A 25,909-nucleotide genomic window follows, 5' to 3' on the forward strand; every position below is an offset into this window, starting at 1 on the left:
GAATTATTTTACTGATGGTTTTTGTGATCATGATTGACCACATAATACACCGCTTCATTCATATGCTGAGCCTGTAAGCCGCGTTGACCTTTCAGCGCAAGATGATCCCCAGCCAGTGCATGCAGAGTGACAATTTCATGCAGCTGAATCTGTTCTGCAAACTGAGCTTTCAGACTGGCAATCATTCCTGCCAGTACATCCCCCATACCTCCTGTCCCCATGCCAGCATTGCCTGCTGTGCAGATCCATAGATCATCAGGTTTTTGCAACGTCAGACTGCCTGCGCCTTTGAGTACCCACTGCCCTGAATATTTTTGCTGTAATTGCTGAATTGCTTCAATCCGGTCATTTTCAATTTCAGCAACCCGACAGTTCAACAGTTTAGCAGCCTCTCCTGGGTGGGGTGTTGCATAACACTGAGCTTTGAGCCGAACAGACTGTTCAGCAAGAAACCACAATGCATCAGCATCCAGTACGACCTGTAAATGACTGGACTGATGAATGACCTGAAACCACTGGGCAAACTGCTGGGCTGCCCACTCATCCCGCCCCAGCCCCATGCCAAAACAGACTGCATCGACATGCTCAGTCAATGCCTGAATTTCGGAAACTGATAACGCATCAATATCCCGAAGCATAATATTCGGTGAACGGGATAAAATAGCCGTGTGATGTTTTGCATGGCAGACAATGGTGACTTTGCCCGCTCCTGCTGAAAAGGCAGACTCAGCAGCCATCATCACAGCACCGCCCATTTCTGCATGACCACCTACCACCAGAACATGACCATAACTGCCTTTATGACCAAAAGCCTGTCTGACAGGTAACTGAATCTGTGTTGAAGATAAATGCGCCAGCGGTTTAAGTCTGTTGTCGACAGGAATTGCGGATATGACTTCAATCTGTCCTGAAAACTCTTTCCCCTGACCTGTAAACAATCCTGCTTTTAAACCCAGTACGGTAAAAGTCCGGTCTGCCTTGACTGCACAGGGTAATGGCTGTCCACTGTTGGCGTTCAGACCACTTGGAATATCCACAGCTACTTTCAGTCCCGACTGAGCATTAAACAGCTGAATCAGCTGTTGCCACGAAAAATCCAGCTCTCGGTTCAAACCAATCCCAAACAGAGCATCAATATGACAATCGAAGTCTTTACTGATTTCAAAGTGGGAGTGAATCTGCACCTGATGATTACTGGCAACTTCAACTGCCTGATTTAAATCAGCTGATGCTCCTGGAGGAACAGCGAAGATCTCCACCTGATAACCCATATTTTTCAGATATGCCGCCAGACAGTAACCATCACCTGCATTATTTCCCGCCCCACACCACACCGCAATACTGCGCACGCCATATCCAGCATGAGATACAGATTCTGAAGATGCAGTCTGCTGAAACAATGCATGCAGTCGCTGCGCAATTGACCATGCAACCTGCTGCATCAACCCAAAGGAACTGTTCTGCTGTGCAAACCAGCGTTGCTCCCATGCCTGAATGTCGTGGCTATGATAAACTTGTTGGCTCATGCATCTGTCCCATCTTATATTTGAATATCGTTATGTCGGCTTCCACTTCCAAACCCCAGATTCCCTTGCAAGAGATTGATCCACATGAGTTAAAAACATGGATTAAAGCACAGGCTCTACAGCTGGGTTTTGCTGATTGTGTCATTGCCCGACCCGATGCTCAAGCAGAATTACCCCGTTTTAAGGAATATTTAAAACGTGGATACCACGGTGATATGAAGTTTCTGGAAGAAAATCTGGAAAAGCGTGCCAACCCTGCACTGCTGGTTCCTGGAACCCGAAGTATCATCTGTGTGCGCATGAATTACCTGGTGGAGACTCCAAAACCACGCTATGTGCCTGATGAACCGAACAATGCCATCATTGCCCGTTATGCACGGGGTCGTGATTATCATAAAGTCATGCGCGGACGTCTGAAGACACTGGCCGGTCTGATTAAAGATAGAACTGGAGAATTTGAGTCCAGACCATTTGCAGACTCTGCCCCTGTTTTTGAAAAATCTCTCGCAGAACATGCCGGAATGGGTTGGACAGGTAAACACACCCTGCTCATTCATAAAAAATCAGGCTCTTTTTTTGTACTGGGTGAACTGTTCACCTCTCTTGACCTACCCTTCGATGAACCTGCAACAGCGCACTGCGGCTCATGTACCGCATGCATAGATATCTGCCCGACACAGGCAATTGTTGAACCTTATATGCTGGATGCCCGTAAATGCATTGCTTATCTGACCATAGAATATAAAGGTATCATTCCAGAAGAATTACGCCGTGGGATTGGTAACCGTGTTTTCGGTTGTGATGACTGTCAGCTCATCTGTCCCTGGAACAGTTTTGCAAAAAAAGCGAGTATTGATGATTTCAATCCAAGACATAATCTGGACAGACTGACTCTGCTTGATTTATGGCACTGGGATGAAACCACCTTTTTAAACTGTACAGAAGGCAGCCCAATTCGACGTACAGGTTACCAGAGTTTTATGCGGAACATTGCCATTGGTCTGGGAAATGCACCTTATTCGCAGCAGATCATTGATGCATTACAACTCAACCGTGCATTGCATGATGACATTGTGCAAATCCATATTGACTGGGCAATTGCGGAACAGTTAAGCAAAAGCGCCTGATTCAGCCTTAAAAACAAGGGACGGAAACCTGTATTTCGCAACTTCACGTTCTTTGCAAAATTTTCATTATTATTCTGTTTTAGTGGCACATACAAAGAAATTATCAATTTATAAGATTAAAATTATGCAGCTAAATTCAAGGTTTTTAATATAACTTAGCAACTAAATCGTATATTTTTATTTTTTATGTTTTTTACTTTTTCTATCGGCAGATACCATGAAATATGGACACTTTTGCCCTGCGATTATGATCTGGATTATGTATTATAAACTGATAAATAATGACTATCACGGATTTGACCAATGACTGTACGTAATGACTGGACACGTGAAGAAATTCAACGACTGTACGAACAACCCTTCATGGATCTGGTATTTCAGGCGCAGCAGATTCACCGCGAACATTTTGATGCCAATATCATTCAGGTCAGCACTTTACTGTCAATCAAAACCGGTAAATGCCCTGAAGACTGTAAATACTGCTCTCAATCTGCCCGTTATGATTCAAAACTTGAAGCAGAAAAGCGTATAGCCGTTGACAAGGTGATCTCTGAAGCGAAAGAAGCACTCGCATCCGGTTCATCACGATTCTGCATGGGCGCAGCATGGCGCAATCCACATGAACGTGATATGCCATACGTACTGGAAATGGTTCGTGAAGTTAAATCTCTTGGACTCGAAACCTGTATGACACTGGGCATGCTCAACCAGTCACAGGCTGAACGTCTGCATGAAGCAGGTCTGGACTATTACAATCACAACCTCGACACCTCACGTGAATATTATTCACACATCATCAGTACACGTACTTTTGATGACCGCCTGGATACACTTGATCACGTGCGTAATGCCGGCATGAAAGTCTGCAGCGGAGGAATTGTGGGACTTGGTGAAGACCGTAAAGACCGTATTGGACTGCTGCATGAGCTTTCAACGCTGCCGGTTCATCCTGAATCTGTACCGATTAACATGCTTGTTCCAATTGAAGGCACTCCCCTTGCCGATGTTGAAAAACTGGATGTTACGGAGTGGATCAGAACGATTGCTGTCGCACGGATCACCATGCCAGAAAGTTATATCCGCTTATCTGCTGGTCGTGAGTCGCTTTCAGACTCAGATCAGGCACTCGCATTCCTTGCAGGTGCCAACTCGCTGTTCAGTGGTGAAAAATTATTAACCACTCCAAATGCGGGTGATGGAAGAGATAAACAACTGTTCCAGAAACTGGGTTTGCAGGCTGAAAAAGCCAAGCCAGGACTGGCGGAACTGACCGTCGATGCAATGGCCGTCTGAAGTACAATAAAATCAAAAGCCCATCTGGGCTTTTGATTTTTCACTTAACAAAAATACTGTATTGACCTGATTCGCAGTATTTCCATAGATCTGAATGGAAATACCCTGTATTCAGAACGCTTTTACCATGAAAAGTACAAAATCAAATAAACACTTCATAATGTAAAAGGTTTATTGATCAGGATGTAACAAGCAAGCCATAACCAGCATTCAGATACATCCCTTTACGGATAATATCCGTACCGTTTGCATGATGAACTTTCAGTTCCTGATGCTCCACATCAAATTCAAAAGCATCAAAACAGTCCTGATGCCTGACCAGCCAGCATAATGTATCCGCAAGACTTTCATCCACAATATAAGTCAATGCTGAAAAATCCTTATTCATTACACTTGGTGCCCCGATGAAATTAACTGGAAATAAAGTTTAGCTTTTTTACAAAACAATTTGAATTATTCTGAAATGCTTACAATCATTTTTATTTCATTATTTTAATCTAAAAACAATCAAACGGAATCTTCAGCTCTAAGCTTTTACAGCTGAATCTGTCGAAACAAGCAGAACTGAAAACAGGAATATAAAAGATAGACAGCATAAAAAACCATGATCCGTTATAGATGATCATGGTTTTTTATTTTTTAATCTGAAGCGGCATATTTGCCTGATGTATATTTAGATAATGAAGTGAGAGCTGTACTCACTTCATCAGTATAAACGGGTCAGCTGACTTAAAGAGAATTATGGAGTTTTATGAACACCACATTTTCTGCATTCAATATGTTCTCCTATTTCTTCCATGTGTTCATATTCATATATATGCATGCAAAACAATTTTTTTAAAATACGAAGCATTTTCAAAACTCCCGTTCATGTATTCGCTTCTCAGATATTTCATCCTGAAACATCAGTTTCATCTTCATGACAAAACTGTATTTACTATTAGCATAATATTTCAATAAATCAAACATTATTTCATTAAATTTTACCATTTTTTAAAATTATGAAAAAATCCTCACTTACAGATCAATTGTGTGCTTGAAAAAACAGTTCCCAAAAATTATTATAGTCTCTGATCAAATAATACACACAAATCTGAAAAACACGTGCAATGACGCGGATCAATAAAAAACCTGTTGAGAAACAACGACGAGTAAAAAAATGACGACTTATATGATTCAGTATGAAATGTTTAAAAAACGTGATTCCGCCCCACTGAAGCAACGGATTGAAAAATTGGGGATTGAAGCAAAAATCACACCAATGAGCCACCTCTGGCTGATACGTTCCCAGCTCGATTCTTCAGAAATCAGAGATCAGCTGCTGCCTTTTATCGATGCAAAAGATAAATTATTTGTCGTCAGAGTAGACACCGATGACTGGGCATCCTGGAACTTAAATGACAAAGAGGTCAGCTGGCTCAACCAGCATATTTCAGTTTCAGAATCCTGATCACTGATTTTAAATTTTTCCGAAGCAGTCATTTCAACGCAAAAAATAAACATAAAATATTGTTTTAAAACAATATTTAAAAAATCAGTCTGATCATAAAAGTTTTTAAAGAAGTATTGATTAATTCAGATAAATGGATAGGATGAAAATGAAGAATATTTTCTGCCCGCGCTGACCGGCAGATATTAGAAATTGATAAATTTAATCCTATAACCAACACAATAAAGGAAGACCTATGCACGGACGTATGATGTTTCAACCTCTACTGATCAGCAATCTGCTTGATCATGCAGCCCGTTATCATGGGGACACAGCAATTATTTCAAAAAATACTGATGGCAGCATCAGTAAAACTGACTGGACCCATGTTTCTGAAAACTCAAAACGTTTCGCAAATGCCTTAAAAAACTTAGGCGTTCAGATGCATGACCGTGTTGCAACCATTGCATGGAATAACCATCGCCACCTTGAGTCATGGTATGCCATTTCGGGCAGTGGTTTTGTCTGCCACACCATCAACCCGCGCCTTTTTCCTGAACAGCTGATCTTCATTATCAATGATGCCAAAGACCGTGTGGTTCTGTTTGATAAGACTTTTTTGCCACTGATTACAGGTGTTAAAGCACACATTCCCCAGGTTGAACATTTTATCTGTCTCGGAGCATTTGACCAGGACGTTGCCGATGCATTACCTGAAGTTAAGTTTTATGATGTACTGATTGCAGAAAACTCTGATCAGTTTGAGTGGCCTGAATTTGATGAAAATACAGCAAGTTCGCTCTGCTATACATCCGGTACAACAGGAAATCCCAAAGGTGCTTTATACAGTCACCGCTCTACGGTTTTACATACGTATGCAATCTGCCTGCCTGACTCACTGAATCTTTCAGCTTCTGATGTCATGTTGCCCGTTGTACCTATGTTCCATGTCAATGCCTGGGGCACACCTTATGCAGCCGCAATGGTCGGCTGTACTGTGGTATTACCAGGTCCAGGACTGGATGGTGCAAGCCTGGTTCAGATGATTGATGAATATAAAGTGACTGTTGCTTTAGGTGTACCAACCATCTGGCAAGGTTTGCTGGCCGCTGCAAAACAGGCCGGTTCAGTATTGCCAAGTTTACAGCGAAATGTGGTGGGTGGTTCTGCCTGCCCTCCTACCATGATGAAAGCTTTCCGCGACCTGTTCAACTGTGAAACCATTCATGCCTGGGGCATGACAGAAATGAGTCCATTAGGTACAAGTAATCAACTGAAAGCCAAGCATCGCAATCTCAGTGAAGATGAACAGTTTAAAATTCGTCTTTCACAAGGTCGTCCGCCTTTTGGTGTGGATTTACGGATCACCACTGAAGAAAAAGGAACGACTGAAGTCATTCGAGATGGTCATAACACGGGTAACCTGCAGGTTAAAGGCCACTGGATTATCAGTACTTACTTTGGCAAAGATGAAAGTGCACTGACTTCAGATGGCTGGTTCGATACAGGTGATATCGCATCCCTCAATGAAGATGGCTATTTATATCTAAGTGACCGCGCCAAAGACTTAATCAAGTCTGGTGGTGAATGGATTTCTTCAGTAGAACTTGAAAATATTGCCATGGGGCATCCTGAAATTGCGATGGCTGCCGTCATTGCAGCTAAACACAGCAAATGGGATGAACGCCCGATTGTGATAGCCATCAAACACAAAGATGCCCAGATTACCGAAGAAGGTTTACTTGAATACTTCGCAGATAAAGTCGCTAAATGGCAGATTCCTGATAAAGCAATCTTTGTAGAAGCAATCCCTCTAAGTGGTACGGGTAAAATGCTGAAAAAAGATTTACGTGAAAAATATGATTCTGTACTTCTTTAAGCCCTGTTGGTCATTCAGCAAATTAAAAAACCGTAGCTTTAAACTACGGTTTTTTATTAAAACAGACTGAATTCATAACTTTTCACATACACGTGAAAAACGCATGAACCAGTAAAATACTTTTATTTAGCTTCACTTGCAGCTAGAGTATTATATTCTTCTGGCATAGGTGCAGCGTCAATTTCATCTGGATTTACTTCAACAGATGAGACCGCAGTTTCATTCACCTCTGAAGTCGCCTGTTCCTGAGCAGGCGCCTGCTCTTCCTGTTTTTTCCCACAAGCCACCAGTGTCAGCGACACTGCTGATACAAGTACAATAAGTGCTGTTTTTAAATTTTTCATCCAGAAACCTCAAATTAAAAAATAATCAATCCTTCTTTATTGTATTCAATTTCAGTGTAAATGTAATTAAGTGGTTGTTTATATTTTGTTTTAATTACTGAACATAAATCAATGCCTGAACAACCACTCCAGCCTTAAAAGACTGTCCACAAGCAATCAACCGGTGTCACTTTAAAGCTGTATCAGACAGTAAGCACTACAGTACAGTAAAAGCTATATGACAAAAACCGCCCTTAGGCGGTTCTATTTTCAAAAACTGGATAATCAGATTTCTAAATAACTTTTTGACTTAACTTAAAAAGTTGATGCAGCGAAGTATAAAATGAACGACCATCGAGATTTAAATCAACGACTGTTCCAGACTGCAGCAGCACTCTTTTACCTACTTCAATTTTTTTTGAACCCTGACAGGTGTTTTGCATTTTAATAAGTGGAATTAAGGATACAACGATTTCAGTGCCATTATTAGATCTGGCTATTAAATTATTTGTTTTTAACAACTTTTTTCCTATTTTTTAGAGTTCACTTTCTGTAAAACAACTCTAAAATTAAATTTTAAAACTAATAAAGCACTATATAGTGCTTTATTAGACATCATTCATGTCGCCTTTCAGTTCACCTGCCACAGGAGAACAGACAAGGCATTACAAGTATGAAAGTGGTAAATTATTACTTACAGAGCAACAATATTTACAGCTGTAGGGCCTTTTTGACCTTGAGCAACGCTGAATTCAACCTTCTGGCCTTCAGTCAGAGTTTTAAAACCTGAACCTGTGATTTCACTGAAATGAGCAAAAACATCAGGACCTGATTCTGGCTGAATGAAACCGAAACCTTTAGTTTCGTTGAACCACTTTACAGTACCTTTAACAACATTTGAGTTTGACATAGTAAATCCTACGTAGTTTTTTAATAGTATTAGTCATTTTTTATAAATGACTGATGACAACTTTGAAAATAATAAAGCAAGGTACTGGAATCTGTAAAACGAAGCATTATCACTAAAACCACGATACTTAAGAAAGACTTACCAAAACAAAACTTTTTCCAATGACAAATACTACGCTATTTTCAAAAAACAATCAACTTTTCTTATGCTTATACACATACCACGTATGGTACTTTATTTAGAACATTGCAGTGAATCGGACAGGAAGTCTGTGTCGCGATCCTACTCATCACCAAGCTGCCTACATGGCAGTGAACCAGTCTTACTTCTACCGATACCAACACAGACCTTTCTAAGCTGCCTATATGGCAGTGAACTTTGAAAGTCTAGTAGATGTATCTGAAGTCTGTTTCAAAGCTGCCTATATGGCAGTGAACTATCCTGTATCTCTTTTTGGCTGTGTTCAAAATTTCTAAGCTGCCTATATGGCAGTGAACACAGATACCGTAGATACGCATTTTGAACTGACATTTCTAAGCTGCCTATATGGCAGTGAACGACCAACGGCACAGCAGGGTCGCCGTGGTAAATTTCTAAGCTGCCTATATGGCAGTGAACTCAAACGGGCTTGTGATGTATGCTCCAAAAATTTTCTAAGCTGCCTATATGGCAGTGAACATTTCATGGTCAATTACTAAAAAATCATGCATTTTCTAAGCTGCCTATATGGCAGTGAACTTTGAATCAGTGCCGACTCACTATACTGGCATTTTCTAAGCTGCCTATATGGCAGTGAACAAAGCTACCAGTAGTATTTTTGATGCCTTGAGTTTCTAAGCTGCCTATATGGCAGTGAACCTGCAAAAGTAACAGTAAATACCACTCAAACATTTCTAAGCTGCCTATATGGCAGTGAACATTTAAAATTCAAATAGTTCAAATTGAGGGAATTTCTAAGCTGCCTATATGGCAGTGAACATGCAGACACCCTGACACTTGTCTGTGAAACGTTTCTAAGCTGCCTATATGGCAGTGAACAACTTACATTTGGAGCTGCAAAGTCAGCAGTTTTTCTAAGCTGCCTATATGGCAGTGAACGCCATTTTTTACAGTCTGCTTCAGATATGCCATTTCTAAGCTGCCTATATGGCAGTGAACTCTTCCTCTTCATCTCTAAGTCTAACTGTCGTTTTCTAAGCTGCCTATATGGCAGTGAACGTAATCCTAAAATCCATTCATTCAAGCTCAATTTTCTAAGCTGCCTATATGGCAGTGAACCGGAGGCTGTGCCAGTTGGAATAAAGCGGGAATTTCTAAGCTGCCTATATGGCAGTGAACTTCAAGCTCAGTACAAATATTGTCATATGTGTTTTCTAAGCTGCCTATATGGCAGTGAACAAACTTTCGAGAGTCAGGCACACTATTAGACATTTCTAAGCTGCCTATATGGCAGTGAACTAATAACTGCAGGTAATAATTATGGGCTTTAATTTCTAAGCTGCCTATATGGCAGTGAACGTTTACCGCGCCAACCGCCCGCAGCTTTAATATTTCTAAGCTGCCTATATGGCAGTGAACTGTTTTTGGGGTAATTACAGTTTTCTTAATCTTTTCTAAGCTGCCTATATGGCAGTGAACAGAATTGCTTAGTCGGATCAGGTTCGTTCGGATTTCTAAGCTGCCTATATGGCAGTGAACGAATTATATGCACAAGTTCACTTTCTTTTATTTTTCTAAGCTGCCTATATGGCAGTGAACTTGAACATATCAACCCCATTTAATTTCTTTACTTTCTAAGCTGCCTATATGGCAGTGAACATCAGATGAGAAATGCAATCGGTCAGGCTAAATTTCTAAGCTGCCTATATGGCAGTGAACTCAATCAGCTTTTCAATGAATCTTATAGTGTTTTTCTAAGCTGCCTATATGGCAGTGAACTACTTTGCAGATGATATCGAAAGCAAGGCATTTTTCTAAGCTGCCTATATGGCAGTGAACAATTAGATCTACAACACATAAACCTTTCGACTTTTCTAAGCTGCCTATATGGCAGTGAACACTCCGCGAAAGTCTCCCCGCACTCGGCCAGATTTCTAAGCTGCCTATATGGCAGTGAACAAATATCTAACTGAAAAATACGGTGAAATTCATTTCTAAGCTGCCTATATGGCAGTGAACTGATTAAGTATTCGACTTGGGGTTTTGTGATTTTTCTAAGCTGCCTATATGGCAGTGAACATATTCATTGAGAATCTGAGCTTCTGTTCTTCTTTCTAAGCTGCCTATATGGCAGTGAACTGTAAGGGTTAGCGACTGATCATCGCGTCTTTTTTCTAAGCTGCCTATATGGCAGTGAACTCAACTCAGATAATATTGATATAAGTTTTGATTTTCTAAGCTGCCTATATGGCAGTGAACGCACACCGTGTTTCCGTGGCTCATTTTCAACTTTTCTAAGCTGCCTATATGGCAGTGAACTCACAAACAATCTTGAGGCTATCTACTGTATTTTTCTAAGCTGCCTATATGGCAGTGAACAGCTAAGTCTTTGGCGGTAGTCATCACGTAATTTTCTAAGCTGCCTATATGGCAGTGAACGGTGGTGTGTCTGGTTACATTGATATTCATAATTTCTAAGCTGCCTATATGGCAGTGAACATCGGAACTTTCGATCTATTCTTTGCATCACTTTTCTAAGCTGCCTATATGGCAGTGAACAATGTCAAGTAGAGATATAGCAAAGTTAACAGTTTCTAAGCTGCCTATATGGCAGTGAACACAAAAAAATATGATTAAAATCATTTTACAACAATAGTTTAACCACAAAATCAGGAAATAACCCAATTTTAAATAAAAATTATAAACTATTGATTAAATTTAGTTTTTAATGAGTCAAAATATTTTGGGTTAAAATCATCTTCTAACCTATTGAGTGGCTTATTCACTAGATACTCATAATACCTGATTACCCTGAATCATCCATATTAAAAACAGAGCTGAAGCCTGCCCAATTTTACTGCCATTGTTATATGCTTAAGCAGATGCTGAATAACGGCAGAATTACAATCCCACCCACCAATTATCAAGCCAGAAGTTTTGTGCAAATCAGATCGCAGCAACCCGTTCCAATTGATCAATAAATGGCTTTGTTCGCTTTACTCTTTGTGATGACCCAGATAAAATCTCTAGCGGTCGCAGTGCTTAAAAATATATGCTGTATTTTCCACGATCCACTCCAGGTCAATTCAAAGAAAATACTTGATAAAAACGGCATTCATAGATAGTATTGCACCTTTCCAAGTAATTGATAATAGTTCAGTTAACTTGATTCAGGGCCTATAGCTCAGTTGGTTAGAGCAGCGGACTCATAATCCGTTGGTCGACAGTTCAAGTCTGTCTGGGCCCACCAGATTCAAAAAAAACCACTTTGGTACATTAAATCCAGAGTGGTTTTTTATTTTCAAGCCGATAAGACTTTTAAGATATGGTTTAACGACCCGTCAGCATTTTAAACTATGCATGACTTACAGATAACAGGAATGTATTCCCTGTTCAGACAGAATCACTTCTGAAGTTCATTGCTTTCTTTTCCTTACGCTTTTCCATAAGCAATTCCAGTAAAGACCAAAGTATCACAATGATAAAAATACCAGTCACCACTATAAAAGCCGTAAAATAGGTCATATCCCTTATTTCCCATTAAAACAATTGACTTAGTTTTGAGCCATTCGACCACACCCTGGACAAAAGTCTAATAGTTATTTTTCAGCCTGAACAGAAAAATTTGGTGATTGATCATACTTTGTTTATATCAGTTTATATTTTATAAATATTTCAACCAGACCTTTAAGACATTAAATCGATTCATTCTCATCATTTCACAAACATTAAAAATACAATTGTATAATTATATTCCATCATCACACTCAACTGCTCTTGACGTTATAAAAAAACAGGCAGAAAGTAGCACCTTTCCTGAGGTCAGGTATAAAGTATTCAAATGCTAAAAAAATTAATCGGTAATGCCACATTCAAACTTTCAGGCTGGTCCTACCATGTAGAACCCAATGTCCTGGAAAACAAACAGGTCATTGTTGGCTTTGAACATACATCCATGATGGATGCAGTTTTATCATTAGCCCTGTTCCAGATTTATGATATTAAAATTCATACCCTGATTAAAAAGGAACTGTTCAAGGGACCTTTCAAGCCTGTACTTGAAGCAATAGGTGGAATTGCTGTTGACCGCAATTCCAGTAAAGATATTGTCTCTCAGATGGTTGAGCATTTTGAAAAGAATGAGAAATTCAATCTGGTGATAGCCCCTGAAGCAACTCGGGCAAAAAAAGATGAAGCAAGAAAACCGATCCGAACTGGCTTCTGGCATATTGCAAAAGCGGCAAATGTGCCTATTGTGCTGATGTATGCCAATTCCAGAACACAGAAAGGCGGAATTTTTGGAAAAATATATCCCACTGAACTGGAACATGATCTGGTTTTGCTGAAAAAACTGTATAAAGAACATACTGGACTGGACATTATTATTCCAGATACCAAAAAATAATGCTAAATGCGGCATTTCTAAAATTCAGGTACTTTCTCATAAAAAAGTGCTTATGGTAGAATCGCAGCAATCTGATATGGCATAAAGCCAATCTACAAGGAGCAAATTTCGCATGGCGGGTCATTCCAAGTGGGCCAATATTAAGCATCGCAAAGCAAAACAAGATGCCAGTCGCGGTAAAGTTTTTACTAAATACATTCGTGAGCTTGTAACAGCTGCCAAACTCGGCGGACCAGATGCTGCTAGCAACCCGCGTTTACGTGCGGTGGTGGAAAAAGCACTTTCTGTCAATATGACTCGTGATGTGATTAACCGTGCGATTCAGCGTGGTGCAGGCGGTGAAGATAACGATGACTTAAAAGAAGTCACTTATGAAGGTTATGGTGTAGGTGGTGTTGCCGTGATTGTTGAAACAATGACGGACAACCTCAACCGTACCGTACCGGATGTCCGTCACTGTTTCTCAAAAACAGATGGTAACCTCGGTACCAATGGTTCTGTCTCTTTCTTATTTACAAAACGTGGTGAGATTACTTTTGAAGATGTATCTTTAGAAGATCAGATCATGGATATTGCTCTGGAAGCTGGGGCAGAAGACATCGAAGTTGATGAAGACGAAATTCTGGTCATTACAACACCTGAAACTTTTGGTGTGGTACAGGATGCTTTAACTGCTGCAGGTTTAAAATCTGACAATGCTGAAGTGGTTATGAGTCCATCGACCAAAGCTGAAATCACAGATATCGATCAGGCGAAAAAAATCATGAAAATGATTGATATGCTTGAAGACCTGGATGACGTTCAGAACGTATATACAAACGTTGAATTCTCAGATGCCGTACTGGCAGAGCTTGAAGCTTAAAACGTCCAGTCAATTCATAAAAAAACGCGCTGAATGCGCGTTTTTTTATTGAACAGATCAAACCACAACTGCCGCCCCTGTTTCAGACTTTACTGAGCAAGCCCGTACAGTTAAACACATGATTATATTCTTTGATCACAAAACTTGAATGCAAAGCAACCACATGCTCAATCTTACCGATGCGTTTCAGTAAAATTTCGCTGTAATTTTCCATATCCTTAGCCACAACTTCAACCAGAAAGTCTGCTGTCTGCCCTGTCACCAGAAAAGCATTGATCACTTCAGGGATATTTTCCAGTTCTTCAAGAAACTTCGCAAATGTATCGGTGTCGTGCTTACTCAGTGAAACCTGCAAAATAACATGCAGCTTAAACCCCAGTTTTTCATAGTTAATATCACGCTTCAAATGCGTCATGACATTGGTTTCAATCAGATGCTTAATCCGGCGATGTACAGAACTGACTGACAGGCTGATCCTTTCCGACAGCTCATTCAGATTGATGTCTTCATGCGTCAATATTTCAAGAATCTGTTTATCGTATCTGTCCAGTTCCATGTCCACACTCCCACGTTTAAGCTGCAAAGCTATATTTTTATAATTTACATTTACCACATTTTTCTGTTTATAGGTCTATTTATTTCACCCAGCCTTATTTTAAGGGGAAATATTTTTTATAAAATGCACAAATGACGTAATTTCATTCAAAAATCTCAGACTGTTTTGAGCGGACTGCTGGAAACACCGGCTGATCAGTCCTGTACTAATCAACCTGAATGTTTAAATACCGCGCCAGTCAACTCTTGCTCTGCGTTCCGTCATATAAATGCGCTGTACATACTGCCCAAGTGGAAGCTCGGCAAGAAAGTTCTTATAACTTCTGAATTCTTCAGACTGATTTTCACCATGTTCCTTTTCCCAGGGAGTCCCTTCAATTTCAAGTAAAGGAGCAAGCATGGAGCACACGGCTATATCGGCAAGTCCCAGTCGGTCACCGACAAAATATCTGCCACCATTGTTGTTCAGTCTCTGATTCAGCTCTGCAACCAGGATATCCATTTTTTCACGTGACTGAATCACTTTCTGTGAATCGACTTTATAGCCCTTCGCCATGAGTGCTTTAATCAGAGGTTTTGAATATTTTTCAAACTGACGCAGATAGCCTTTTTCTCCAATCAGAATTTCGAGCGACTCGCCACCATCTGACAGGGCATGTGACAACCCCCATCTACGGACATGCTGCCCAAGTTCCGTGGCAATCGCATTGACTTCAAGTGCGCTCTCACGAAGTTCAGGATCTGACCTCAGCAAGGTATGTTCTGGATACAGCTCATCCAGATATAAAGCTATCTGAGTTGAATCTGAAATCCATTTTTCCTGATCTTTCAGAATCGGGAGCGTGTTCTGCCCTGTCTTTAACTGTGCAAATGCACGATGAACGCCAGGAATTAAATTCTGTGCAACAAAATCCAGCTCTTTATAGTCAAGTAACCAGCGTGCTTTCTCACAAAAATGGGATAACGGAAACTGATACAATATCCGCATAAACTCTCCAGCATTATTTTTTTAGTTCAGCTCGGACACTACTTTAGTCACAGCTGAGCTGAATAACAATGTACTTTTGCTACAAAAATTCAATCAGAACATCAAACTGCATTTTTATGGACAGCACAAACTCCTGTTATACCAGTCAACTGAACTGACCATACGTTAAAATTTCATCTTCGGCACAGTTTACTGTCACTGTATGACCTGACTTTGCAGTGTCTTTGATGTAGAATCAGCAACAATTTTCAAATAATTCAGTGTGAGTAACTTCATGGGTTTTAATTGCGGTATTGTCGGCCTGCCGAACGTTGGTAAATCTACACTTTTCAATGCATTGACTAAAGCTGCTATTGCTGCAGAAAATTTCCCATTCTGTACCATTGAACCAAACACAGGCATTGTACCTGTACCTGATCCACGTTTAGACAAACTGACTGAGATTGTTAAACCACAGCGTGTGATTCCAACCACAATGGAATTTGTGGATATTGCTGGTCTGGTTGCAGGCGCATCCAAAGGTGAAGGTTTAGGTAACCAGTTTCTTGCAAACATCCGCGAAACTGATGCAATTGCACACGTTGTCCGTTGCTTTGAAGATGAAAACGTCATTCATGTAAATGGTAAAATTGACCCGCTTGATGATATCGCAACCATCAATACAGAACTTGCTCTTGCTGATCTGGATACTGTTGCTAAAGCATTACTGCGTCTGACTAAAGCTGCAAAAGGTGGTGATAAAGAAGCGATTGCTACCAAAGCTGTCCTGGAAAAAATTCAGCCTTTACTGGATGAAGGCAAACCAGCCCGCGCTGCTGACCTGGACGATGATGAACGTAAAGCAGTCCGTGGCTTTGGTCTTATGACTTTAAAACCGACCATGTATATTGCAAACGTTGCTGAAGATGGTTTTGAAAATAACCCTCATTTGGAAGCTGTGAAAAAACTAGCTGCTGAAGAAAATGCCATTGTTGTTCCACTGTGTAACCAGATCGAAGCTGAAATTTCTCTGCTTGAAGATGAAGACCGTGCCGAATTTCTTGAAGCACTGGGCATGGAAGAACCTGGACTGAATGTCGTGATTCGTGCCGGTTACAGCCTGCTGGGTTTACAGACTTACTTCACAGCTGGTGTTCAGGAAGTACGTGCGTGGACTGTTAAAGTTGGAGCGACTGCACCTCAGGCAGCTGGTGTGATTCACACAGACTTTGAAAAAGGCTTTATTCGTGCTGAATGTGTTGCTTACGACGACTTTGTACAGTACAACGGTGAAAATGGTGCTAAAGAAGCTGGGAAATGGCGTCTTGAAGGCAAAACATACGTTGTTCAGGATGGTGATGTTCTGCATTTCCGTTTTAACGTATAAGTCAGTTTAAAAAACAAAGCCCGCTTTTGCGGGCTTTTTTTCTAATTCTGTTTAATTTCTTATGAACTGTATTTACTGACCTGAAGCTGTATGCATCGTTTTCAGATCCATTTCTGCACGCTGTTTTCGCGCTTCCACCAGCATACGCTGCTGAATATCTTTACGGAATCCAAGCAAAAAGACAAATTCAGCCAGCACAAATAATGGACCAATAGCCAGACCGATCAGATCATCCACAAAAGCAGGTTTTTTCTTTTCATAATAATGTCCCACAAACTGGAACACCCACCCCACGACAAAGATACCAACACTGGCACTTAACCATGTAACGGTCTCCCATTGTGCAATTTTATAAGCAAACGGATATGCAACTGAGAAAAGAACCAGCATGATCACACCAAAAATCCGATCCAGACTCAGATAATAAATCACACTCAGTACAATCAGCAGCAGTGCAAGTGTTAACTCAAAGCCAGACACCATGACACCAGCCCGGGCAGTCAGGCAGATGATTGAAAATACAATCATGGGAATACCCACAAAATGTGTATAAATATTTTTATGATCAAGATGATAAGCTGCATACTGGCTTAACAGTTTTTCTAATTTTGTCATTTTCATCGTCCTTGTTACATTACACTGTAGGCTTTAATATACAAAAAAAGAATATGTGAAGTTGTCAGCCAGACGACAATTCAGCCTGCCCACCTGCCAGACACCGGAAAGAGTTATGTTTAGTCAGAACAATACAGACCAGCTGAGCAACAACCTATGGTTTTCAAATCTGGATCTGAACTTACAGCAATATATTCTTAAAAATGCAGTGACTCAGCACTACGAAAAAGATCAGACTATTTTTCAGATGGGTAATCTGTTTGATGGCATTTATGCCGTACTCACAGGCTCTGTACGCCTGGGATATATAGATATAGAGGGCAATGAATCTGTTGCGGCCTATGTAGAACCGATTATGTGGTTTGGCGAGATTTCACTGGTGGATAAACTCCCCCGCTCACACAATGCTGTAGCCACCCAGAAATGTGAAATCCTTTATCTGTCGGATACAGCGATTCAGACACTTTTACAACAGAATCCTGGCTTCTGGTTTCATATCGCGCAATTAACCAGTCAGAAACTGAGACATGCTTTTCTTGAGCTGATTTCAATTCAGACACAGACCATCAGTCAGCGTCTGGCGCAACGTCTGTTATTTATACTGCAGGGTTATGGCAATCATGCTCAGATTGAGCAAAAAGAGATTCATTTCAGTCAGGAACAGCTGGCACAGATGCTGATGTGCTCAAGACAGACCATAAATCAGGAATTACAGCAACTGGAGAGAAAAGGCATCATCAGAATTGCTTTTAAAAAAATTGAAATTATCAACTTTGCTGAATTGCATCAGATCGCGCATTCTCATTATGAAAAAAGCTGAACCTTCACATAAAAATGCACGATTTAAATACACATCAATGCACCACAGCTAAACAGTCATTATATTTTTGCACACTGTCAGTGCATATGTTTTCAGGAAATTAACTTACACACATCAACATCATCAAAACCATTGGTACATGGTGCAACTTCATTGTGAGCAATAACAGGCTGAACATTCACAGCAGACTCTGTGTACAGCGCTGATGCACTAAAAGCACCAAGAAGACTTATAGATAATAAAACTTTATAAAGCATAAAAATCACTCCTATATTTAATATCAATCACACTATAAATCAAATTATAAGCCATTTTTATTGAATTTTATCAAATAATGATATTTTTTATTATTATTGATTTATATTTTTTAACAATAACAAAGCCATCCGTTATGGCTGTTTTACAGGTAAATCATTCATTCAAACCCAAAAAGCCACATACAAGACAGTGGTTTCCTATATGTGGCTCATCCCTAAAATCGGTTTGACGGATTAAAAAAGATTGGTGTGTGGTTTAGTATTACCCAGTGCCGGATTTGCAATTGCGTCTTTGCACTGTGCTTTATCACGCTCATAATCAGCCTGTTTATGTGCAACTGAGCCTGTATTTTCAACAGTTTCACGTGCCCAGGTATCCAGTGATGTCAGCGCTTTTCTGCATAATGCATACTTTCCTTCCGTCACAGAGTCTGTCATTTTGACATTGATACGCCAGTCGGTGCTCAGTTTTCGGGCTGGTTTACGTACTTTCTCATCAATTTCATTGATTTTTTTTGCATAAACAACAGCATCCACCTCATTGATGAACTTCCATGCTTCATTCGCATACGTTGTTGCGTCATTGCTTAACTTAGGTGCCGCTTTAATTTCAACCTGTTCCGCAGGTTCCTGCGCAGGCTTGCTGCATGCCTGCAACAGTAAAATTACACCAATCAATGATGTAAACAGTACACTTTTTGAGTTAAACGTCAGCATCTATGAGCTACCTGGACAAACATTTGAGTAATATGCTAGTGAATTCGAGTACAATACTCAATCTTATTTGACCCTTTGTTCAATTCTCCTCTTAAGGTGTGTTGTGTCCGAACACAAAATTTCCTCTGTGCAGCCGGCTGGTTTCTGGCAAGGCGCTAAAGACAGTCAGGCTATTATTTTTACTTATCTCCCTGTTTCATTTGCATTTGGTGTCTCAGCTACACAATTTGGATTTACCGCATGGGAAGCACTGTTTTTATCCTGCTCCATGTACGCAGGAGCAAGTCAGTTCCTGGTCGTAGCTCTGCTGGGCAGTGGCACTTCCATATGGATGACCGCACTCACAGTGATTGCACTTGATATCCGCCATCTGCTTTATGGTCCTGCCCTGCAGAACCTGATTCAAGATCGTTTAAATTTAAAGAAAACCGCGATCTGGTCATGGGGACTGACTGACGAAGTTTTTGCTGCGGGCATGATCAAACTGTCACAACGCCGTCAGGAATGGTCTGAATCCTGGATGCTTGGTCTGAGTTTGTTCAGCTGGCTGTCATGGGCTTTGGGTTCATTTTTAGGGGGATTGTTTGCAGACCAGGTCAGTGATTTACCTCAATTCCTACAAGCTGCTTTAGACTTCCTGCTTCCTGCACTATTCTTAAGTTTCTTACTTGCTGCCTTTGAGAAAAAACATACCTTTGTCGTTGCCATATCTTTGATTGTTTCTGCTTTGGCGTGCTATTTCATTAATATGTCAGCTGCTATTTTTATAGGCATCACTTCTGGAATTTTTGCCGGATTATTTAAACATTATGTTTTAAAACAGCATGATGAGACAGGTATTTGAGATGGATTTACATATTATTGCGGTGGGTATACTGGTGGGTATTGCAAACTTTGCATCCCGTTTCGGTCCATTTTATGTGATTCAGAAAAGTCAGCAGAACACTCAAGCACGCGGTTCAACCTGGCTTAAAGTTGCATTGGGCAGTATCGGTATTGCTGCTATCAGCTCCATGCTGGTTGTTGCGACACTGCCACCCTTGATTGAAACACCTGATAAAAGCTTCGCCATGCTGGTTGGATTTATTGTACTTGCAGGATTGTATTTTAAGTTCAAGCGTATTGTTCTTGCGACCTTAACAGCTGCACTGGCTTATGGACTGGTTTATACCTATTTTCCAATCTGATACATCAGTCAAATGGCTCAAAATGAGTCAAAAATATCTGCGCAGATTTTTATCATTCACGCAGATTCAGCCTTAAAATGTAACCACGTCAGTTTTGAGGCTGTATAAATCACAGTTTAAAGTTCTGAGAGTGCTCACAATAAAGTACTCTTGAGAGTGTTTAATAAAAATAATTTTGCTTTCGGTTAAACTCACTCCTAACAGCTCAAGCTATAAAACACATAAAAATGAATAATATATGAAAAACAGGTTTATTCAATTGTTGGACAAAATTGATGATTTTATGTGAAACAAGGCTTAACACCTGTCTCAGTTCTGATATGCTTAAAACCCCATAAAATCAAGCATGGATGATTCTCATGAGCGTGACCATCGGTACTCCCCTACAGTCTTCTGCGTTTAAAGTTTTACTGTTAGGTTCAGGAGAACTCGGTAAAGAAGTGGTGATTTCACTACAGCGGCTTGGTGTAGAAGTTCACGCAGCAGACCGTTATAAAGATGCACCTGCCATGCAAGTTGCTCATTTCTCTTATGCCTTGAATATGGCAGATCCTACAGAATTAAAAAATTTAATCGAAAAAGTTAAACCCAATCTGATTGTTCCCGAAATTGAAGCGATTGCCACTCATGTTCTGACAGAAATTGAAGAACAGAACATTGCAACAGTCATTCCTTCAGCCAAGGCTGTTAATCTGACCATGAACCGTGAAGGTATCCGTCGCCTGGCTGCTGAAGAACTTGGACTCCCGACTTCTGCCTATCGTTTTGCCAGCACTTTAGAAAGTTTCCGTGCTGCTTGTGATGACATCGGTTATCCAAACTTTGTAAAACCTGTCATGTCATCTTCAGGTAAAGGGCAATCACGTGTCAAAGAATATGCCGAAGTTGATGCTGCATGGGAATATGCTCAAACGGGCGGTCGTGTAAATCAAGGCACTGTGATCGTTGAATCACAGATTGATTTTGATTTTGAAATCACATTACTGACTGTCCGCTCAAAAAATCCTGAAACCGGTGAAATCGAAACTTCATACTGTGATCCAATCGGGCACCGTCAGGATTCAGGTGACTATGTTGAAAGCTGGCAGCCTCAGGCAATGACCAGTGCTGCACTGGACGAGTCAAAAAGGATTGCAAACAAAGTCACCACAGCATTGGGTGGCTGCGGTATTTTTGGGGTTGAACTGTTTGTCAAAGCAGACAAAGTATGGTTTAGTGAGGTATCACCCCGCCCTCATGATACAGGACTTGTCACACTCGCTTCTCAGTTTCAGAGTGAATTTGAACTGCATGCCCGGGCTATTTTAGGTCTACCTGTCAATACTGCCCGTCACAGTGTGGCTGCAAGTGCTGTTATTTATGCAGGTGCAGATGCTGAAAATCTTTCGTATTCTGGTCTGAATCTTGCTTTAGCAAATCCAGATACAGATCTACGTCTGTTTGGTAAACCCGAAGGGTTTAAACGCCGCCGTATGGGTGTCGCAACAGCTCGTGCTGAAACAACCGATCAGGCACGTGAGCTTGCACAACAGGCAGCGAATCAGGTCACTGTGAACCAGAACTGAGACTTTTAAATAATACGGACCACTGTTCATGATCATTACTTCACCATTACATAACTATGTTAAAGGTATTCACGACATTCAGGCGATCAATCAATGGCGAACTGATGTCGAGCAACAACTGCAGGAAAGTTATGAGCATGGACAGCCGATTCGTGAAATTATCCAGACCCGTTCTGCTCTGATTGATGAAGCATTAAAATTTTTATGGCAGCATGCCGAACTTGAGACAACCGACCTGGGGCTTTTTGCTGTAGGTGGATATGGTCGTCGCGAAATGTTGCCGTATTCTGATGTTGACATCATGATTTTATCTGAAGATGAAATTACAGCCGAACAGGAAAAATTAATCTCAACTTTTATTTCCTCTTTATGGGATGTCGGAAACTTTAAACCTGGGATCAGTGTACGCACCATCCGTCACTGTGTAGAAGAAGCAACCAATGATCTGACCGTCGCCACTGCCCTGATTGAAGCACGTCTGATTATCGGCAGTCAGCACCTGGCTCGATGGCCACGCCGTATTGTCTCTCAGACCTGGACGGACAGAACCTTCTATGATGCAAAAATGGAAGAACAGTCACGTCGCTATGCCCAGCATAATAATACCGAAAGCAACCTTGAGCCTGACATCAAAAATGCACCCGGAGGTATCCGGGATATCAACCAGATTGGCTGGATTGCAAAAAGACATTTCCGTGTAAACCGTATTTATGACCTGGTTCATCTGGGCTTTATTTCTGAGTTTGAACTGGGTGTGCTCGAAGAAGCAGAAAGTTTTCTCTGGGAAATCCGTAATGAGCTTCACCGTCTGACAAAACGTGATGAAAACCGTCTGTTGTTCGATTATCAGCGCGAAATAGCAGCAAAATTTGGCTATCAGAGAGAAGAAGGTAAATCACCGAACTATCCAATTGAACAGTTCATGAAGCGTTATTACCGGACGGCACAACAGGTATCCACCCTGAACGAAATGCTGCTGGCCTATTTCAATGAATCTGTCATTACGCCACGCCTGCCTGATTACGAACGTAAAATTGAAGAAATCAATGAAAATTTCAAACTGGTGGATGGCAAACTGGCAGTCAATCACCATAAGATTTTTTCTGAAAACCCAAGTGCCATTCTTGAACTGTTCTATCTGTTGGCAAACCGTCCTGAAATTGAAGGTATCCGAGCCAGAACGCTTCGCCTGCTGACCCTGGCAGCAAAACGTATTGACCAGAGCTTCAGAAATAATCCTGCGCATCAGGCCATGTTCATGGCGATCATCCGCTCGCCACACCGTCTGTATGACACACTGGTGGCAATGAAACGCTATGGCGTACTGGGGAACTATATTCCTGCTTTTGGTCAGATCATGGGGTTAATGCAGTATGACCTGTTCCATATTTATACCGTCGATGCACACACCCTTTTACTGATCCGAAATCTGAACCGTTTTAAAGAACCTGAGTTTGCAAAAGATTTCCCTGTTGTCAGTTCTGTTTTCCAGCGTCTTGCACGTCGTGATATTGTCTATCTGGCTGCTATTTTCCACGACATAGCAAAAGGTCGTGGTGGAGACCACAGTGAACTTGGTGCCGAAGATGCGATTGAGTTCTGCAGGATGCATGGTTTTACAGAACGCGAATGCAACCTGGTTGCCTGGCTGATTCAGAATCACCTGAGCATGTCCGTTACCTCTCAGAAAAAAGATATTTCAGACCCTGATGTCGTCAAAGATTTTGCTGAAAAAATGGGTGACATGGAGCACCTGGATTATCTGTATACACTGACAGTTGCAGATATCAATGCCACAAATCCTAAACTGTGGAATACATGGCGTGCTTCGCTCATGCGCCAGCTGTACACCCATGCCCGCGATGTGATCCGCTCTGGGTTGGGGCGTCCTGTCGATTATCAGATGCTGATCGAGGATACTAAATTTTCTGCCAGCGAACTCCTGGTCAATGATTTCTCCCTTGCCGATGTAGAAAAAGTCTGGCAGGAACTCGGTGATGAATATTTCCTGAAAGAGTCTGCTGATGAAATTGCATGGCATACCCGAGCCATTCTCCAGCATGGCGATAACCCTGCCCCCTTGGTGATGATGCGAGCACACCGCAAGTATGCTCAGGATGCGGTACAGCTGTTTATTTATACTCAGGACAAGCCAAACCTGTTTGCAACCACAGTGGCTGTTCTTGACCGCATGAACCTGGATGTCCAGGATGCGCGTATTATTACTGCGGTCAAAGCATTCAGTCTGGACACTTATGTTGTACTGGACCGTTTCGGCACGCTGCTGACTGATCCGCAGCGCGAAGAAACGGTCACAGAGGCGCTGGTAAATGCTCTGAGCCATTCAGACAAATACCCAGGTCTTATGCAGCGACGCATTCCACGTCAGTTACGCCATTTTGATATTGAAAATACAGTGGATATCACTGTAAATGAAGCACTTCAGCAAAATATGGTCGAAATTGCAACACTTGACCATCCAGGTCTGCTTGCGAAAGTCGGTGGATTATTTATGATGCAGGGGCTGGATATTCATTCAGCCAAAATTGCAACTCTGGGCGAACGGGCGGAAGATATCTTCTTTGTCACCAAGAAAGATGGTGTCCTGATGACCGATGCCGAGTCTGAAACTTTTGCAGCACTGCTGAAATCTGCACTGGATGAAGCTTCCAGTCAGGTATGTGGACAACATTAACCCTAAATATATCGGTAACGATTACATGAACTCCAGTTTGTCATTATTGCACCCTTATCCGTTTGAAAAGCTGAGCAAACTTTTTCAGGATGTTAAACCTGCAGATTTACCACTGATTCCGCTGTCTATAGGTGAACCGAAACATCCTGCACCGGAGTTTGTAAAGCAGGCAATTATTGACAATTTCCATCACCTGTCCACCTATCCAAACAGTAAGGGTCTACCTGAACTCAGACAGAGTATTGCAGACTGGTTAAGTCAGCGTTTTAAACTGAACAGCATCAGTGCTGAAGATCATGTCCTGCCAGTATCAGGGACTCGTGAAGCAATTTTTTCTTTTGTGCAGGCTCTGGTCAATCGTGACGATGCACCTTATGTGGTTATGCCAAATCCTTTTTACCAGATATATGAAGGAGCAACTCTGCTTTCCGGTGCAAAACCTTACTTCATTAACTGCACTGAAGAAAATGGATATCTGGGTGACTTCGATGCTGTTCCTGCCGAAGTATGGGAAAAAACCGCACTGCTGTTTGTCTGCACACCTGGCAACCCAACAGGTGCTGTACTGTCCAAAGAACAGTTTAAAAAACTGATTGCTCTTTCAGATCAGTATAATTTTGTCATTGCTTCAGACGAATGTTATTCGGAACTCTGGTTTGATCAGGCTCCAGTCGGCTTACTGGAAGTCTGTGCTGAAATGGGTCGTAACTACTATAAAAACTGTGTGGTGTTCCATTCACTGTCGAAGCGCTCCAACTTACCGGGTATGCGCTCTGGCTTCGTCGCTGGCGATGCAGCACTGATGAAACCTTATCTGAAATACCGTACTTATCATGGTGCTGCAATGCCTGTTCAGCATCAGTTGGCTTCCATCGCCGCCTGGAATGATGAGTCGCATGTTGAAGAAAACAGAAGACTTTACCGTGCTAAATTTGACCTTTTCCAGCAGGAACTTGGCTCGTTATTACCATTACAGAAACCTGATGCAGGTTTTTATTACTGGCTTAAGGTTGATAACGATGAAACATTTGCAAAAAGGCTGATGGAACAGGCGCATATTAAAGTTCTGCCTGGTCGTTACCTGTCCAGAGAAACATCACAGGGTAACCCTGGTGAAAATCATGTCCGCATGGCTTTAGTTGCTGATATTGCACAGTGCGAACAGGTCGTTCAGCGACTGAAAAATATTCTCTGAGAAAACTGCATCAGGAGCCATTTTATCGACTGTATA

Annotated in this window: 23 protein-coding genes, 1 tRNA gene and 1 CRISPR repeat array; of the genes, 14 read left to right on the forward strand and 10 right to left on the reverse strand. The window is 41.3% G+C overall.

Features of this window, described 5'->3' with window-relative positions:
* Positions 1-8 precede the first annotated feature (8 nt).
* Positions 9-1,526, reverse strand: coding sequence for an NAD(P)H-hydrate dehydratase (locus CDG61_RS10255; RefSeq protein ID WP_087550957.1), 1,518 nt, complete (start codon positions 1,524-1,526; stop codon positions 9-11).
* Between the two features lie 32 nt (positions 1,527-1,558).
* Here CDG61_RS10255 and queG point away from each other — a divergent pair, with 32 nt between their 5' ends.
* Positions 1,559-2,653 carry a tRNA epoxyqueuosine(34) reductase QueG gene (gene queG, locus CDG61_RS10260; protein WP_087550956.1) on the forward strand — a complete coding sequence of 365 codons (1,095 nt, stop codon included), beginning with the start codon at positions 1,559-1,561 and terminating at the stop codon, positions 2,651-2,653.
* Between the two features lie 303 nt (positions 2,654-2,956).
* A complete protein-coding gene (bioB, locus tag CDG61_RS10265; RefSeq protein WP_087550955.1) occupies positions 2,957-3,946 on the forward strand; it encodes a biotin synthase BioB in 990 nt (329 codons plus the stop codon).
* A gap of 178 nt (positions 3,947-4,124) precedes the next feature.
* On the opposite strand, the gene CDG61_RS10270 is transcribed toward bioB, so the two are convergent.
* A complete protein-coding gene (locus CDG61_RS10270; protein ID WP_087512355.1) occupies positions 4,125-4,334 on the reverse strand; it encodes a hypothetical protein in 210 nt (69 codons plus the stop codon).
* A 771-nt stretch (positions 4,335-5,105) separates the two neighbouring features.
* Here CDG61_RS10270 and CDG61_RS10275 point away from each other — a divergent pair.
* Positions 5,106-5,396, forward strand: a complete 291-nt coding sequence (locus tag CDG61_RS10275; protein ID WP_087512356.1) for a hypothetical protein — start codon at positions 5,106-5,108, stop codon at positions 5,394-5,396.
* A 235-nt stretch (positions 5,397-5,631) separates the two neighbouring features.
* Positions 5,632-7,254, forward strand: coding sequence for a long-chain fatty acid--CoA ligase (locus CDG61_RS10280; protein ID WP_087550954.1), 1,623 nt, complete (start codon positions 5,632-5,634; stop codon positions 7,252-7,254).
* Positions 7,255-7,376: 122 nt separating this feature from the next.
* Here the strand turns inward: CDG61_RS10280 and CDG61_RS10285 are convergent, their stop codons facing one another.
* The 3 genes from CDG61_RS10285 to CDG61_RS10295 all read right to left on the reverse strand — a co-directional run bounded on the left by CDG61_RS10285 (position 7,377) and on the right by CDG61_RS10295 (position 8,487).
* Positions 7,377-7,598: a hypothetical protein gene (locus CDG61_RS10285; protein WP_087550953.1), complete on the reverse strand. Its 222-nt coding sequence runs from the start codon at positions 7,596-7,598 to the stop codon at positions 7,377-7,379.
* A 272-nt stretch (positions 7,599-7,870) separates the two neighbouring features.
* Positions 7,871-8,098 (reverse strand): hypothetical protein, encoded by a 228-nt coding sequence (locus CDG61_RS10290; RefSeq protein ID WP_087550952.1) that lies wholly within the window; start codon positions 8,096-8,098, stop codon positions 7,871-7,873.
* Positions 8,099-8,271: 173 nt separating this feature from the next.
* Positions 8,272-8,487, reverse strand: a complete 216-nt coding sequence (locus tag CDG61_RS10295) for a cold-shock protein (protein ID WP_087512360.1) — start codon at positions 8,485-8,487, stop codon at positions 8,272-8,274.
* A gap of 289 nt (positions 8,488-8,776) precedes the next feature.
* A CRISPR array of direct repeats spans positions 8,777-11,265; the repeat unit is 28 nt; unit sequence TTTCTAAGCTGCCTATATGGCAGTGAAC.
* 554 nt (positions 11,266-11,819) lie between these two features.
* Between CDG61_RS10295 and CDG61_RS10300 the strand changes: the two genes are divergently transcribed.
* The 3 genes from CDG61_RS10300 to CDG61_RS10310 all read left to right on the forward strand — a co-directional run bounded on the left by CDG61_RS10300 (position 11,820) and on the right by CDG61_RS10310 (position 13,913).
* Positions 11,820-11,896: transfer RNA gene (locus CDG61_RS10300), tRNA-Ile, on the forward strand.
* 591 nt (positions 11,897-12,487) lie between these two features.
* Positions 12,488-13,051, forward strand: a complete 564-nt coding sequence (locus tag CDG61_RS10305; RefSeq protein WP_087550951.1) for a 1-acyl-sn-glycerol-3-phosphate acyltransferase — start codon at positions 12,488-12,490, stop codon at positions 13,049-13,051.
* Positions 13,052-13,163: 112 nt separating this feature from the next.
* Positions 13,164-13,913, forward strand: a complete 750-nt coding sequence (locus CDG61_RS10310; protein ID WP_087550950.1) for a YebC/PmpR family DNA-binding transcriptional regulator — start codon at positions 13,164-13,166, stop codon at positions 13,911-13,913.
* An 82-nt stretch (positions 13,914-13,995) separates the two neighbouring features.
* Here CDG61_RS10310 and CDG61_RS10315 read toward each other — a convergent pair whose 3' ends face one another.
* Positions 13,996-14,469 (reverse strand): Lrp/AsnC family transcriptional regulator, encoded by a 474-nt coding sequence (locus CDG61_RS10315; protein ID WP_087512413.1) that lies wholly within the window; start codon positions 14,467-14,469, stop codon positions 13,996-13,998.
* A gap of 222 nt (positions 14,470-14,691) precedes the next feature.
* Positions 14,692-15,456 carry a glutathione S-transferase family protein gene (locus tag CDG61_RS10320; RefSeq protein WP_087550949.1) on the reverse strand — a complete coding sequence of 255 codons (765 nt, stop codon included), beginning with the start codon at positions 15,454-15,456 and terminating at the stop codon, positions 14,692-14,694.
* A gap of 274 nt (positions 15,457-15,730) precedes the next feature.
* On the opposite strand from CDG61_RS10320, the gene ychF reads away from it, so the two are divergent.
* Positions 15,731-16,822: a redox-regulated ATPase YchF gene (ychF, locus tag CDG61_RS10325; RefSeq protein ID WP_087512364.1), complete on the forward strand. Its 1,092-nt coding sequence runs from the start codon at positions 15,731-15,733 to the stop codon at positions 16,820-16,822.
* 72 nt (positions 16,823-16,894) lie between these two features.
* On the opposite strand, the gene CDG61_RS10330 is transcribed toward ychF, so the two are convergent.
* Entirely contained in the window at positions 16,895-17,437 is a 543-nt protein-coding gene (locus tag CDG61_RS10330; RefSeq protein ID WP_087550948.1) for a DUF962 domain-containing protein, read from the reverse strand.
* 115 nt (positions 17,438-17,552) lie between these two features.
* Here CDG61_RS10330 and CDG61_RS10335 point away from each other — a divergent pair, with 115 nt between their 5' ends.
* The gene (locus tag CDG61_RS10335; RefSeq protein WP_087550947.1) at positions 17,553-18,257 is read left to right on the forward strand and encodes a Crp/Fnr family transcriptional regulator; all 705 of its coding nucleotides are present in this window, start codon (positions 17,553-17,555) and stop codon (positions 18,255-18,257) included.
* Positions 18,258-18,349: 92 nt separating this feature from the next.
* Here the strand turns inward: CDG61_RS10335 and CDG61_RS17490 are convergent, their stop codons facing one another.
* Positions 18,350-18,514, reverse strand: coding sequence for a hypothetical protein (locus tag CDG61_RS17490; protein WP_171405599.1), 165 nt, complete (start codon positions 18,512-18,514; stop codon positions 18,350-18,352).
* 234 nt (positions 18,515-18,748) lie between these two features.
* Complete coding sequence (locus CDG61_RS10340; protein WP_087550946.1) at positions 18,749-19,231, reverse strand: hypothetical protein; 483 nt, start codon at positions 19,229-19,231, stop codon at positions 18,749-18,751.
* Between the two features lie 103 nt (positions 19,232-19,334).
* Between CDG61_RS10340 and CDG61_RS10345 the strand changes: the two genes are divergently transcribed.
* The 5 genes from CDG61_RS10345 (at position 19,335) to dapC (ending at position 25,873) form a co-directional block, all read left to right on the forward strand.
* Positions 19,335-20,075, forward strand: a complete 741-nt coding sequence (locus tag CDG61_RS10345; protein WP_087550945.1) for an AzlC family ABC transporter permease — start codon at positions 19,335-19,337, stop codon at positions 20,073-20,075.
* Position 20,076: 1 nt separating this feature from the next.
* The gene (ygaH, locus tag CDG61_RS10350) at positions 20,077-20,418 is read left to right on the forward strand and encodes an L-valine transporter subunit YgaH (RefSeq protein ID WP_087512369.1); all 342 of its coding nucleotides are present in this window, start codon (positions 20,077-20,079) and stop codon (positions 20,416-20,418) included.
* Positions 20,419-20,768: 350 nt separating this feature from the next.
* Positions 20,769-21,983 carry a formate-dependent phosphoribosylglycinamide formyltransferase gene (purT, locus tag CDG61_RS10355; protein WP_171405600.1) on the forward strand — a complete coding sequence of 405 codons (1,215 nt, stop codon included), beginning with the start codon at positions 20,769-20,771 and terminating at the stop codon, positions 21,981-21,983.
* Positions 21,984-22,011: 28 nt separating this feature from the next.
* Complete coding sequence (gene glnD, locus CDG61_RS10360; protein ID WP_087550943.1) at positions 22,012-24,678, forward strand: [protein-PII] uridylyltransferase; 2,667 nt, start codon at positions 22,012-22,014, stop codon at positions 24,676-24,678.
* Positions 24,679-24,703: 25 nt separating this feature from the next.
* Complete coding sequence (gene dapC, locus CDG61_RS10365; protein ID WP_087550942.1) at positions 24,704-25,873, forward strand: succinyldiaminopimelate transaminase; 1,170 nt, start codon at positions 24,704-24,706, stop codon at positions 25,871-25,873.
* Positions 25,874-25,909 lie beyond the last annotated feature (36 nt).

The sequence above is a fragment of the Acinetobacter sp. WCHAc010052 genome, from assembly GCF_002165295.2.
Classification (GTDB): Bacteria; Pseudomonadota; Gammaproteobacteria; order Pseudomonadales; family Moraxellaceae; genus Acinetobacter; species Acinetobacter chinensis.

Coding starts and splice junctions, on each gene's coding strand:
- CDG61_RS10255 (WP_087550957.1), bottom strand. CDS start 1,526: ATGAGCCAACAAGTTTATCATAGCCACGACATTCAGGCATGGGAGCAA.
- queG (WP_087550956.1), top strand. CDS start 1,559: ATGTCGGCTTCCACTTCCAAACCCCAGATTCCCTTGCAAGAGATTGAT.
- bioB (WP_087550955.1), top strand. CDS start 2,957: ATGACTGTACGTAATGACTGGACACGTGAAGAAATTCAACGACTGTAC.
- CDG61_RS10270 (WP_087512355.1), bottom strand. CDS start 4,334: ATGAATAAGGATTTTTCAGCATTGACTTATATTGTGGATGAAAGTCTT.
- CDG61_RS10275 (WP_087512356.1), top strand. CDS start 5,106: ATGACGACTTATATGATTCAGTATGAAATGTTTAAAAAACGTGATTCC.
- CDG61_RS10280 (WP_087550954.1), top strand. CDS start 5,632: ATGCACGGACGTATGATGTTTCAACCTCTACTGATCAGCAATCTGCTT.
- CDG61_RS10285 (WP_087550953.1), bottom strand. CDS start 7,598: ATGAAAAATTTAAAAACAGCACTTATTGTACTTGTATCAGCAGTGTCG.
- CDG61_RS10295 (WP_087512360.1), bottom strand. CDS start 8,487: ATGTCAAACTCAAATGTTGTTAAAGGTACTGTAAAGTGGTTCAACGAA.
- CDG61_RS10305 (WP_087550951.1), top strand. CDS start 12,488: ATGCTAAAAAAATTAATCGGTAATGCCACATTCAAACTTTCAGGCTGG.
- CDG61_RS10310 (WP_087550950.1), top strand. CDS start 13,164: ATGGCGGGTCATTCCAAGTGGGCCAATATTAAGCATCGCAAAGCAAAA.
- CDG61_RS10315 (WP_087512413.1), bottom strand. CDS start 14,469: ATGGAACTGGACAGATACGATAAACAGATTCTTGAAATATTGACGCAT.
- CDG61_RS10320 (WP_087550949.1), bottom strand. CDS start 15,456: ATGCGGATATTGTATCAGTTTCCGTTATCCCATTTTTGTGAGAAAGCA.
- ychF (WP_087512364.1), top strand. CDS start 15,731: ATGGGTTTTAATTGCGGTATTGTCGGCCTGCCGAACGTTGGTAAATCT.
- CDG61_RS10330 (WP_087550948.1), bottom strand. CDS start 17,437: ATGACAAAATTAGAAAAACTGTTAAGCCAGTATGCAGCTTATCATCTT.
- CDG61_RS10335 (WP_087550947.1), top strand. CDS start 17,553: ATGTTTAGTCAGAACAATACAGACCAGCTGAGCAACAACCTATGGTTT.
- CDG61_RS17490 (WP_171405599.1), bottom strand. CDS start 18,514: ATGCTTTATAAAGTTTTATTATCTATAAGTCTTCTTGGTGCTTTTAGT.
- CDG61_RS10340 (WP_087550946.1), bottom strand. CDS start 19,231: ATGCTGACGTTTAACTCAAAAAGTGTACTGTTTACATCATTGATTGGT.
- ygaH (WP_087512369.1), top strand. CDS start 20,077: ATGGATTTACATATTATTGCGGTGGGTATACTGGTGGGTATTGCAAAC.
- purT (WP_171405600.1), top strand. CDS start 20,769: ATGATTCTCATGAGCGTGACCATCGGTACTCCCCTACAGTCTTCTGCG.
- glnD (WP_087550943.1), top strand. CDS start 22,012: ATGATCATTACTTCACCATTACATAACTATGTTAAAGGTATTCACGAC.
- dapC (WP_087550942.1), top strand. CDS start 24,704: ATGAACTCCAGTTTGTCATTATTGCACCCTTATCCGTTTGAAAAGCTG.